Source organism: Bacillus sp. FJAT-27916 (genome assembly GCF_001183965.1).
GTDB lineage: Bacteria > Bacillota > Bacilli > Bacillales > Pradoshiaceae > Pradoshia.
In genome coordinates, this window is sequence record NZ_LFZV01000001.1 from 2,688,945 (window position 1) to 2,701,341 (window position 12,397).

The 12,397-nt window shown below is 46.4% G+C and carries 10 protein-coding genes; 1 reads left to right on the forward strand and 9 read right to left on the reverse strand.

What is annotated here, in order from left to right; all coding sequences use genetic code 11:
* Positions 1–10 precede the first annotated feature (10 nt).
* From priA to AC622_RS13175, 7 genes are all read right to left on the reverse strand, one after another.
* Positions 11–2,425 carry a primosomal protein N' gene (priA, locus tag AC622_RS13145; protein WP_049671474.1) on the reverse strand — a complete coding sequence of 805 codons (2,415 nt, stop codon included), beginning with the start codon at positions 2,423–2,425 and terminating at the stop codon, positions 11–13.
* Positions 2,425–3,636, reverse strand: a complete 1,212-nt coding sequence (gene coaBC / locus AC622_RS13150) for a bifunctional phosphopantothenoylcysteine decarboxylase/phosphopantothenate--cysteine ligase CoaBC (RefSeq protein ID WP_049671475.1) — start codon at positions 3,634–3,636, stop codon at positions 2,425–2,427. Before coaBC ends, priA begins: the two co-directional genes overlap by 1 nt.
* A gap of 214 nt (positions 3,637–3,850) precedes the next feature.
* Positions 3,851–4,069 carry a DNA-directed RNA polymerase subunit omega gene (gene rpoZ, locus AC622_RS13155; protein ID WP_049671476.1) on the reverse strand — a complete coding sequence of 73 codons (219 nt, stop codon included), beginning with the start codon at positions 4,067–4,069 and terminating at the stop codon, positions 3,851–3,853.
* Position 4,070: 1 nt separating this feature from the next.
* Positions 4,071–4,688, reverse strand: a complete 618-nt coding sequence (gene gmk / locus AC622_RS13160; protein WP_049671477.1) for a guanylate kinase — start codon at positions 4,686–4,688, stop codon at positions 4,071–4,073.
* A 9-nt stretch (positions 4,689–4,697) separates the two neighbouring features.
* The gene (remA, locus tag AC622_RS13165; RefSeq protein ID WP_049671478.1) at positions 4,698–4,961 is read right to left on the reverse strand and encodes an extracellular matrix/biofilm regulator RemA; all 264 of its coding nucleotides are present in this window, start codon (positions 4,959–4,961) and stop codon (positions 4,698–4,700) included.
* Positions 4,962–5,013: 52 nt separating this feature from the next.
* On the reverse strand, positions 5,014–5,889 hold the full coding sequence (locus AC622_RS13170; protein WP_049671479.1) for a YicC/YloC family endoribonuclease: 876 nt from the start codon (positions 5,887–5,889) through the stop codon (positions 5,014–5,016).
* A 105-nt stretch (positions 5,890–5,994) separates the two neighbouring features.
* On the reverse strand, positions 5,995–8,664 hold the full coding sequence (locus AC622_RS13175) for a calcium-translocating P-type ATPase, SERCA-type (protein WP_049671480.1): 2,670 nt from the start codon (positions 8,662–8,664) through the stop codon (positions 5,995–5,997).
* A 151-nt stretch (positions 8,665–8,815) separates the two neighbouring features.
* Here AC622_RS13175 and AC622_RS13180 point away from each other — a divergent pair, with 151 nt between their 5' ends.
* The gene (locus tag AC622_RS13180) at positions 8,816–10,522 is read left to right on the forward strand and encodes an Rqc2 family fibronectin-binding protein (RefSeq protein WP_049671481.1); all 1,707 of its coding nucleotides are present in this window, start codon (positions 8,816–8,818) and stop codon (positions 10,520–10,522) included.
* Positions 10,523–11,376: 854 nt separating this feature from the next.
* Here AC622_RS13180 and AC622_RS13190 read toward each other — a convergent pair.
* Entirely contained in the window at positions 11,377–12,015 is a 639-nt protein-coding gene (locus AC622_RS13190) for an SdpI family protein (RefSeq protein WP_049671483.1), read from the reverse strand.
* Positions 12,016–12,030: 15 nt separating this feature from the next.
* On the reverse strand, positions 12,031–12,300 hold the full coding sequence (locus AC622_RS13195) for an autorepressor SdpR family transcription factor (protein ID WP_049671484.1): 270 nt from the start codon (positions 12,298–12,300) through the stop codon (positions 12,031–12,033).
* Between the last annotated feature and the right edge of the window lie 97 nt (positions 12,301–12,397).

Here is a 12,397-nt window from a genome sequence, read left to right on the forward strand (position 1 = left end):
TTCCTTCTTTCTACATCATAATAAACGGATTCACATCAATCGACAGTTGAAGACCGGATTGTGCAGCATTTCGTCCATATGTTTCATTTAATGTTTTTAAGATTTCCGTTAGTTTCGGTTCCCGCTTGTATTTTATCAGACATTGGTATCTATATCTATTATTGATTCTAGACATAGGAGAAGCAGATGGTCCGAACACCACTGTATGCGGGCCGACATTCCTCTTAATGAATGTCGTAATCTTATCTGCCGTATCCATTGCCTTCAGCACATCCTCATGAGATACGGTCAATAGGGCGATATAATAATACGGTGGATAATCATTTTGCTTCCTTAGAAACATCTCCCGCATGAAGAATCCCTCATAATCCTGTTCGGCGGCGAGCTGGATGCTGTAATGCTCTGGCGTATAGGTTTGGATGACGACCTCGCCAGGCAGCTCATGCCTGCCCGCACGTCCGCTCACCTGTGTAAGCAGTTGGAATGTTCGTTCAGATGCCCGGAAGTCCGGCAGATGGAGCATTGTATCAGCCGATAAAACACCGACGAGCGTTACCTTCGGGAAATCCAGGCCCTTAGCAATCATTTGCGTGCCGAGCAGAATATCAGCCTGTCCATCCTCAAACTTCTTCAATAAAGCCTCATGAGCTCCCTTACGACTTGTTGTATCAACATCCATCCGGATGACTCTTGCATGCGGCATCAGTTTGCCAAGTTCCTCCTCAACCTTTTGCGTACCGGTTCCAAAATAGCGGATATGGTCACTTCCACAATCAGGGCATACATCCGGCACTCTCTCTTCCAGCCCGCAGTAGTGACATTTCATGAGCGACTGGACGCGGTGGAAGGTCATTGACACATCACAGTTTGGACAAGTAACAACCAAACCGCAATTGCGGCACATGACAAAGGATGAATGTCCGCGCCGATTAAGCATTAAGACGGATTGCTCACCTTTTTCCACTCGCTCCTTCAGCTTCTCAAATAGAAGCTCAGAAAACATAGAACGATTCCCGCCTCTCATTTCATCCCTCATGTCAACGATAGACACTTCCGGCAAGGCCCGCTGATTGACACGGCTTTTCAGCGTGAGCAAGGTATATACCCCTTTTTTTGCACGGGCAAAGGTTTCAAGCGACGGAGTGGCACTGCCTAGGATAACCGGGCAATGATGATGGCCTGCCCGTTTCAAAGCGACATCCCTTGAATGATACCTCGGTGTCTCCTCCTGCTTATAGCTGCCCTCATGCTCCTCGTCAATGATAATCAGGCCGATATTCGTAAACGGAGCGAATACAGCAGATCTTGCCCCAACGACAACCTTCACCTCGCCACGCTGAATTTTCCTCCACTCATCATATTTTTCACCAGTGGACAATCCGCTATGTAACACGGCAACCAAATTGCCAAAGCGGCGTTTAAAGCGTGTAACCATCATGGGGGTTAACGATATCTCCGGCACAAGCACAATGGCTTCTTTCCCTTGATCGACAATGCGCTTGATGGATTGAAGATAGATTTCCGTTTTGCCGCTTCCAGTTACCCCGTACAGCAGGAAGGTTTCATTCCTTTTCTCCGCTACAGCCCTCTCAATCGGTCCCATTGCACCACGCTGCTCTTCTGTCAGGGGTAAGGTAGCATCTGGCTCAAATTCCTGCTGGTCATAATGATCCCGGTAGGATTCTCGTTCTTCCATGTGAAGAACACCTTTATTGACGAGCGGTTTAAGTGCTGAATAGCCGGATAAACCTGTCTCCTTCAAAACTTTTGACAGGGAGACCTCCTCGTTGTTCTCTAAGAAATAATTCAGCACAAGCCTTTGATTCTTAGCGGTTTTGGCCGTTGCATTCAGCTGATTTATCAGGCCGTCCCGGTCGAGCAGAGGCTTAATATATTTTTCCTTTTTTACATTTCCTTTATTGCTGACTTTGATGGAGAGCTCTAGCACTCCACGGTCCATTTCAGCTTTTATGAGCGGCAATAACGCATCATTTTGGACATCATCCCATTTAACGGTTCCTGTTTTTTGAAAGGCAGACTGGAGCTCCGGCAGCAGATCTGCTGCTGACATGCCCCTTGAGAGCCTGACTTGCTTTTCATATTTCGCCTTCATGGCTGCCGGAAGCATTGCTTGGAAGGCGGAGATCTTAAAGCACATCGTCTCATCAGCCAGCCAATGCCCGAGTTCAAGGAGCTCTTTATTCAGAGCTGGCTCTATATCTAGAAGACCGCTGATACTCTTTAACGCCTTAAACTCAGAGGTCTCCTTCAGTCTCACCACAAAACCAAGCAGCTTACGCGGTCCGAATGGTACTGTAACCCTCATGCCTTCTTGAATCATTCCGGCCCATTTATCGGGGACACGGTAATCAAAAGGCCGGTCCGTTTGCTGGGCCGGCACATCGACAATGACTTCAGCTATCATTACACATTTGCCTCGATGGGTTCCATCCTGGCTGCTTCATTCAGAATTGCCTCTGCAGTCTCAAGCTTGCTCATTAACGGCAATTCCACTGAGGTGCCATCTTTCTTGTAAAGTGTCACAATATTTGTGTCTGTGCCAAAGCCTGCTCCCTCTTTCATGACATCATTGGCCACAATCATATCCGCATTCTTCTTCACAAGCTTTTTCTTGGCGTACTCTTCCACATTATTCGTTTCCGCAGCGAAACCGATTAGAATTTGTCCGTTTTTTCGTCTCCCGGCTTCCGCTAGAATATCTTTCGTCCTGGTCATCGCCAGGCTCATATCTCCATCCTGCTTCTTGACCTTCTGGCTTGCTGCTTGAAGCGGTTTATAATCTGCCACAGCGGCTGTGCCGATGATAATATCTGCTTTTGTCATTTCCTCCATGACTGCCTCATACATCTCCAATGCACTCTCAACTGAAATGACTCGGGCGCCAGACGGCGGTATGACGGTAACTGGACCGCTTACCACGGTGACCTCAGCCCCCATCTTCAGCGCTGCCTCTGCCAGAGAATAGCCCATCTTTCCTGTTGAATAATTAGATACATATCGGACTGGGTCAATTTTCTCTCGGGTGGGTCCTGCCGTAATAAGGATCCTTTTCCCATATAAAGGACGTGTACCTGGATCAAAGTGCGCGCTCAGCACTTCGACAATGGCCTCCGGCTCCTCCAGCCTGCCTTTTCCGACATAACCACAGGCCAGATATCCTTCATTCGGTTCAATAAAGGAATAGCCATCCTCACGCAAGCGATTCATATTGCGCTGCACTGCCTTATGCTCATACATATGGACATTCATCGCTGGTGCAATGAAAAGTGGAGCCGTTACAGCAAGCAGAATGGTAGACACCATATCATCTGCAATCCCGTTCGCCAATTTCCCAATGATATTGGCTGTCGCAGGAGCAATAACAGCAGCATCTGCCCAATCAGCCAAATCGATATGAGCAATCTTCCCAGGGATTTTTTCATCAAATGTGTCAAAGAAGACGTCATTTCTAGACAAGGACTGAAACGTGAGCGGTGTGACAAACTTCATGGCAGATTCACTCATAACAACCTTAACCTCTGCCCCTGCCTGCACAAGCTTGCTCGTTAGGGTCGCTGCTTTATAAACGGCAATTCCGCCGGTAACAAACAAAAGGATTTTCTTATCTTTCAGCATTTCTTTCCCTCCGCCATCAACTATTCTGCAGACTGTGCTTCCCGGCTGTTCACCCAGCTTTATACGGGCTTTCCGTACAGTCTTCTAAAAAAAGCGGGAAATGCTTTTCCCGCAAACTTATTCCTATTATTCTTTACTATAAACGGTGCACGGTATTACTGCCAGCAAAAAAAACAACCTTCAGAAGCTGTAAGGTTGTTTTCTTTCTGTTATATCAATAATCTAGAACTTCGTCTGAAACAACTTTGTAGGTAAGGTCGCCTGAATGGATTTCTTCAAGCGCTTTGCCGACATATTTATGTGAAACCGGCTTTGCGATTCTAGAAGGCTCGCCTGATTCCTGTAAGAAGCGGGCACGCTTAGCTGCCACAGATACTAAAGAATACTTTGAATCAATTTTCGTTAACAATGCGTCAATAGATGGATATAACATATTATTTTTCTTCCTCCAATAGTTTTCGATATCGTTTTTCCACACGTTCACGGCGGAGATGCTCAGCAACAACAATAGAATTGATTCGCTCACATGCATGCTCGACACGATCATTTTCGACCACATAATCATATAGGTTCATCATTTCAATTTCTTCACGAGCAGCTTTCATGCGGTTGCGGATTAACTCATCCGTTTCCGTTCCCCTTGTCACGATGCGGTTCTCCAATTCCTTCAGACTTGGAGGCGCAAGGAAAATAAACAGCCCATCCGGGAATTTCTCTCTAACTTGCTTTGCCCCTTGTACTTCAATCTCAAGGAAGACGTCCTTTCCTTCCTCCAAGGTCTTCTTAACGTACTCAATCGGAGTGCCATAATAATTGCCAACATATTCAGCATGCTCAAGCAGTTCATCATTGGCAATCATGTTTTCAAATTGCTCACGCGTTTTGAAGAAATAATCAACCCCATGAACCTCTCCCTCCCTAGGCTTACGGGAGGTCGCTGAGATAGAATATTCAAAATTAACATCAGGCTGGTCAAAGATGGCTTTTCTTACCGTTCCTTTTCCAACACCTGATGGCCCCGATAATACGATTAATAATCCTTTTTCTTCCAACACTTTCACCTATCCTTCCGACACGCTTTCATCTCGATCATGTAATCTTGCTGCTACCGTTTCCGGCTGAACAGCTGATAAAACGACATGGTCACTATCTGTAATGATGACTGCGCGCGTCCTTCTTCCATACGTGGCATCCACTAATGAGCCTTTATCCCTTGCATCCTGGATAATTCTCTTTATAGGTGCCGACTCCGGACTAACAATGGTTACAATACGATTGGCGGAAACGATGTTCCCAAAACCGATATTGATTAATTTGATTGACATTGATTAGCCTCCATCCCTATTGTTTGCTTGTATGTATGGTCATAAACTCTGTTTATTCTACATTTTGGACTTGCTCTTTCATTTTCTCAAGAATCGCCTTCATTTCGACCACTTCTTTTGCGATGCCTGAATCACTTGCCTTAGAACCAATTGTATTGGTTTCACGATTCATTTCCTGGATGAGGAAATCAAGCTTTCTTCCAATAGGACCGGATGCCTCCAGACCCTCAGCAAATTGGACAATATGGCTTTTCAGCCTTGAGATTTCTTCATGTATATCCGCTTTATCCGTAAACAAAGCAATCTCAGTCAGCAGCCTATTTTTATCATAAGCATCCCCGACAGCTTCTTCAAGTTTTTGCTTCAATCGTGCTTCATAAGCTTTCGGCACAGTCGGAGCAAGCCTTTCGACAACCTCAAGTTCCCCCTGAAGCTTTTGTAAATGTCCCAATAAATCCTGTTTTAGAAATTGGCCTTCCTTCTCCCTCATGGAGGATAGATGTGCGGCTGCTTCTTCCACAGTCTTCAACAGCAAGCCTTCGAGACTTGAGTTGTCCTGTTCTTTTTCCTCTATCTGAATGAAGTGCTCAAGCTGGAGCAGGTCGGTCAGCTTCGTTTCTGTAAAAGCGCTGAACCTGCTGTTGAATTCAGATGATATATTCATAATCTGGTCCATTAGTTCCCAGTTAGGCGTTACAACCCGCTTAACAGCCCCTTCTCCTTGGAGGCTGATAAAGACTTCAATTCTACCCCTTTGTAACTTTTGCTGAATAATCTTTTTCATTCTGTCTTCATACATCATTAATTGTCGAGGCGATCGGATACTGCACTCAAAAAAACGGTGATTGACACTTTTCATCTCTACAGTAATAGCCAATGTATCATCTTCGTTTTTTGCTCTTCCATAACCAGTCATGCTTAAGATCATTTAGCAACAGCTCCAATCTACACCGTTTCACTATCTAAAATGAAACCATATAAAAATAAAAAGGTAATAGAGAACCCTCTACTACCTTAAAAATTATATCACAATTTATTTCGATTTACTTACATAAAATGTTCCAGCCAGCAAAAAAGTTGGAATCGATGCCATACCAACAATCAAGAGCCAATCCCGAGGTTCAATCGAGACGGTATGGAACACTGCCTGAAGCGGCGGATAATAAAGCGCGACGACCATTAACGCAATAGAGGAGAGCACAGCCCACACGAGGTACTTGTTCCCAAAGGGATTGCGTGAGAAGATCGACTTCTCGCTCCTGCAGTCGAATACATGGATCAACTGTGCTAGCACTAAAGTGGCGAAGGCAACCGTCTGGGCATATTGTAGATTATCCGGATTTGACTTATAGACCGTCACAAATGCCAGCAAGGTCGCCGAACCAATCAAAAATCCCCTCGAGATAATCTTCCAGCCAAGACCTCTGGCAAATACCCCCTCCTTCGGGTGCCGCGGCGGACGTTTCATTACATTTTCCTCCGGCTGATCAAGCCCAAGTGCCATTGCCGGCAACCCATCTGTTACGAGATTCACCCATAAAATTTGGATTGGCAAGAGTGGAAGCGGCAGCCCGATGATCATGGCAAACAACATGACCAAGATTTCCCCAACATTTGAGGCGAGCAAATAACGGATGAACTTTCGAATATTTTCGTAAATATTCCGTCCTTCCTTAATCGCTGCCTTAATCGTGGCGAAATTATCATCCAAGAGAATTAAAGAGGAGGTCTCCTTTGCAACATCTGTACCAGAAATCCCCATCGCAATGCCAATATCAGCTGCCTTGATTGCCGGAGCATCATTGACGCCATCTCCCGTCATTGCGACGATATGGCCTCTTTCCTGGAATGCAGATACAATCTTCAGCTTATGCTCCGGAGACACGCGTGCAAACACGGATGTTTCCTCCACGACCTCCGTCAGGTCCTCAGCTGACATTTTGTCCAATTCCGCTCCAGAAATGACTCTGTCGCCTTTTCGATAAATGCCGAGGTTCTCTCCTATTGCCTTTGCGGTTATCATATGGTCGCCTGTAATCATCACCGTCTTGATTCCCGCATCCCGGCATTCCTGAACAGCCTGGGCCACCTCTGCCCTCGGCGGGTCCATCATTCCCTGCAATCCAAGGAAAACGAGTTCACATTCCGCATCATTCTCATCAAGGATCGCCGTATTGGCAGGAACACTTTTATAAGCAACCGCAATCGTTCGCAGGGCTTGTTCAGCCATTTGCTCCGTTGAGGCCATAATGGTTGATAGCATCTTCTCATCCATCCGCTGCATGCGCCCATTCATTTGTACAGAGCCGCATCGGCCAAGCAGCACATCCGGGGCTCCCTTTGTAATGACAAATTGCCTGCCATTCGCATCCTTAACCATTACACTCATCAGCTTCCGCTCAGATTCAAACGGAAATTCCTTTAATAGCTGATAATTCTCAAATTGAAGCTGACGATCGATTCCTTTTTTCATAGCTGCAACAAGCATGGCCCCTTCAGTCGGATCGCCTTCTATATAATAATTCTTTTTCTTTAATTTCAGTTCAGCATTATTACAAAGAATTCCGTAAGTCAAAAGCTGCCTGACCTCTGTGTCATCCGTGCTTCCCTGCAAGCATTCAAACTCACCTGAAGGTTCAAACCCCTTACCGGTAACCGTCCAATCCCGGCCGCCAATCCAGAGCCTTGTCACCATCATTTTATTCTCGGTCATGGTCCCGGTTTTGTCTGAACAAATAACCGATGCACACCCTAACGTCTCAACCGCAGGCAGCTTGCGCACAATGGCATTTTTTCGAATCATCCGCTGCACGCCGAGCGAGAGAGCAACCGTGACAATGGCTGGCAATCCTTCTGGAATAGCCGCAACAGCGAGTGATACTCCGGCAAGAACCATTGTATATAAATTATTTCCTTGCAAAACGCCAATACCAACCACTAATAAGGTCAGGAACAAGGCAGCCACAATTAAGATCTTCCCTAATTGCTCAAGCCGAATTTGCAGCGGAGTTTGCTGACTTTGGGCATTCTGCAGTAAATCAGCAATCTGTCCCATCGCTGTTTTCATCCCGGTTGCAACAACCACTCCCTCGCCAGACCCTCTCGTCACGAGCGTTCCCATAAAGGCCATATTCACCTGATCACCAATACCTGCGCTTTCCTTTACCATTGCACCTTCCGATTTCATAACCGGAAGAGATTCACCGGTTAAGGCAGACTCCTCCACCTCCAGGCTTTGCGCCTTCGTGATGCGGATATCTGCGCCAATCCGGTCACCGCTGACAAATTTAACGATATCTCCCGGAACACAGTCCTTAGCCTGAACCTTCGTCCATAAACCATCCCTTTGCACCATCATTTGCGGCGCTGCCATTTCCTTTAACGCAGATAAAGACTTCTCTGCCTTCCGTTCTTGGAAAAAACCCAAAAATCCGTTAACAAGCACAATCATGATAATCGCAATAGCATCAACATACTCTCCAAGCAACCCGCTCACCAGGGTGGCCGCAAGCAGGATTAAAACCATGAAATCCTTAAATTGATTGAAGAACAGTATGAGCGCAGACTGCTTCTCACCCTCTGCCAGTTCATTCTGTCCGTATTGCTTTAAGCGTTTCTTTGCCTCCTGATGGCTCAATCCCTTTTTCATATCGACATTAAAAGCGGATTGTAACTGTTCTTTGTCCATTTCTACCAACTTCATGTAACGAGTACAACCTCCTTCTACAATCCGAATGACTTACTTTTGTACATGTTTATTCAGAGTTGTCCCGAAAAATGCTATACTTGTTAGGCTATAGAAATTTAAAGAGACTGGCAGATACACAGCTGCCATAATGAAGAAGGTGTTAGACATGTCCTTTGACGGATTTTTCACTAGAGCCATGACGGAGGAACTATCCGCCACGCTCAAAAGCGGACGAATTACGAAGATTCACCAGCCATATAAGAATGAATTAATTCTCGTTGTCAGAGCCGGAAGAGAAAACCATAAGCTTCTCCTCTCTGCCCATCCAAGCTATGCGCGTGTTCAGCTGACAGGAGAAAGCTATGAAAACCCAACAGACGCCCCAATGTTTTGCATGCTGCTTCGCAAGCATTTGGAAGGATATTTTATAGAAAGAATTGAACAGCCGGGCCTTGAGAGGCTCATAACCTTTAAGGTCAATGGGCGTAACGAAATCGGGGATCTCGCTCCAAAGCTGTTGATTATTGAAATTATGGGGAAACACAGCAATATCATCCTTGTTGATGAGGAAAAGAACATGATCATTGATTGCATCAAGCATGTTCCCCCATCCTTAAACAGCTACCGGACCTTGCTGCCTGGCCACCCATATGTTCTTCCGCCTGAGCAGGATAAATTCAGCCCATTGACAGACATGGAGAAGGGATTAACCCACCTTGATTATTTTGCCGGGCGATTAGACAAACAGCTTGTTTCAACCTTTCAAGGGATGTCCCCACTCCTCGCCAAGGAGATTACGTATCGAGCAGGATTGGTAAACAGGGAAACACTTCCCGAAAGCTTCAAAAGCTTAATGGAGCAGATTGATTCCCATCAATATGAACCAACCTTAATCACCGGCGGGCCGAAGGAAGCCTTCTACCTCCTTGATCTAGAACATGTAAAAGGCTCAAAAAAGCATTATGACTCATTAAGCGAGCTCCTCGACCGCTTCTATTTCCAAAAGGCAGACAGGGACCGCGTTAAGCAGCAAGCCCATGACCTTGAACGTCTCCTGCAAAACGAAAAAGAAAAAAATGAGAAGAAATTGCTAAAGCTCGAGGAAACACTTGCTGATTCTGAAAAGGCAGAAATCTTCAAAAAATACGGCGAGCTAATCACAAGCCATATATACGCCTTGAAAAAAGGCATGAAGCAAGCAGAGGTTATCGACTTCTATGATGAAAACCAGCCGAGCCTCACGATTGAGTTGAACGAACGGCTTACACCATCCGAGAATGCTCAAAAATATTTCGCCAAATACCAAAAGGCGAAAAAATCCGTAAGCTATGTAAACGAACAAATCGAGCTCACGAAAAAAGAAATCGATTATCTCGATAATCTCATTCACCAAATGAACACCGCTTCCCCAAGGGACTTATTGGAGATTCGCGAGGAACTCGAGGAAGGCGGCTACGTCAAGAAGCGCGTCAGCAAAAAAGGCAGCAAGAAAAAAGACTTGAAGCCAACACTCGACACCTATGTCTCAAGTGACGGCACCGAAATTCTCGTCGGTAAAAACAACAAGCAAAATGAATACCTGACCAACCGGCTTGCACCAAAGAATGCCCTCTGGTTCCATACAAAGGATATCCCAGGCTCCCATGTCGTCATCCGGGATGCCGAACCATCGGACCAGACAATCAAAGAGGCGGCCACCCTCGCTGCCTACTTCAGCAAAGCACGCCAATCAAGCCAGGTACCAGTTGACTCAACCTTAATCAGACATGTCAAAAAACCAGCCGGCGCAAAACCAGGATTCGTCACCTATGATAATCAAACAACATATTATGTGACACCAGATGAAGAACTTGTGCTTTCATTAAAGAAGTAATGATTATTTCAAAAAAAGATGCCTCCTGTAGTAGAGAGGCATCTTTTTTATTTGGCGGATGAGAAGGGTTTTTCTTGTCTCATTTGCGGAATAGAGGCAGGGGGGCGTTGCTTGACCCAGACTTATCCCACTCCAGTCCCAGCTTTCCTACTCGAAGTCTGGGGAAAGCATGGGCAATGCGTGGCTTATCCCGCACCTCTCCCACCCCAGTCCCAGCTTTCCTACTCGAAGTCTGGGGAAAGCATGGGCAATGCGTGGCTTATCCCGCACCTCTCCCACCCCTTTCCCGCCTTTCCTGCCCAATGCCTGGGGAAAGGGTGGGCAGTGCCTGGCTTATCCTACACCTCTCCCTCTCCTTTCCCACCTTTCCTGCCCCGAGCCTGGGGAAAGCATGGGCAGTGCCTGGCTTATCCCGCACCTCTCCCTCTCCTTTCCCACCTTTCCTGCCCCGAGCCTGGGTAAAGCATGGGGAGTGCGTGGCTTATCCCACACCTCTCCCACCCCTTTCCCACCTTTCCTGCCCAATGCCTGGGGAAAGCATGGGCAGTGCGTGGCTTATCCCGCACCTCTCCCACCCCTTTCCCACCTTTCCTGCCACGAGCCTGGGGGAAGCATGGGCAATGCCTGGCTCTTCCCGCACCTCTCCCACCCCTTTCCCATCTTTCCTGCCCCGAGCCTGGGGAAAGCATGGGCAATGCCTGGCTCTTCCCACACTCCTCCCACTCCTTTCCCACCTTTCCTGCCCAATGCCTGGGGAAAGGGTGGGTAGTGCGTGGCTTATCCCACACCTCTCCCCCCTCCACTTTCCAAAACCACAAAAGAGCCCCCGGCCTCAAGCCGGGAGCTCGTCATTCTTACCCTTGATTATCTATCTTCCGAAATAATAAATAGGAGTATGCCATTGGTATAACGGAGACCATTGCAACGACTGAAAACATGATATACATTTCATAGTTTGCTGGCAGGAAGAAGGTCAGCAGGATCATGACCCCGCCAATCATAAACAGCCTGCCGCCGAGACGGTGTGTTTTTCTCCAATTGGTTTCATCCATTAATGCCCACGGTGTACGGATGCCGAAGAAGAAGTTTTGCTTTGCCTGCTGCATATAATTACCGATGACTAGAAAGAGCAGGCCAACGAGCAGCACAGCCAAGCTTTTCATTGGGATGTCATACCCAAGAGAGGTTAGAAGAATCAGCATATTAATGATAAAGAATAAAATAACGATACTGAGGTTTGTCACATAGTAAGCTTTGGAAAAATACTTGTAATTCTTTTTCTTCGGGTCAATCTTCGGAATGGCTGTCATAAAGAGGTAGATGCCGATCATAAGTGCATGCAGGGTGAAGAAGGCCATAGCTTTTGGCTGATAGCCGTCTGCTCCATCTGCTCCCCAGTGAACCGGTACCTGCTCTGGCAAGGATGGGAAACAGACCAGCCATGTCGCTGCCGAGATGGCAATCAGGATGATGGATAGTAGATGTTTTTTCATAGTATCCCCTTTCTCTTAGTCTTTCTTCTCTGAGCCGGTAATATCGTAAACCCACGAAACCAGTTCCTGCAAAACGGTTGTGTTCAGCGAGTAATAGACATATTGGCCTTTTTTAATGTCATGGACAAGGCCCGCTCCTTTTAAGATCTTCAAATGCTGGGAGATACTTGGCTTTGACATGTCAAAATGCTGGTGAATCTCTCCGGCAGTTAAGTCCTCGTCTTTCAATAGGTCCAAAATTTTTCTTCTGGTTGGGTCTGATAATGCTTTAAAGGTATCGTTCATCTTGATCCCCGCTTTTAATTTACTTATAAAAAATAAGTATTTAAGTAATTACTTAAATACTACTAAATAAATCTCCTGCTGTAAAGGGACAATTGGA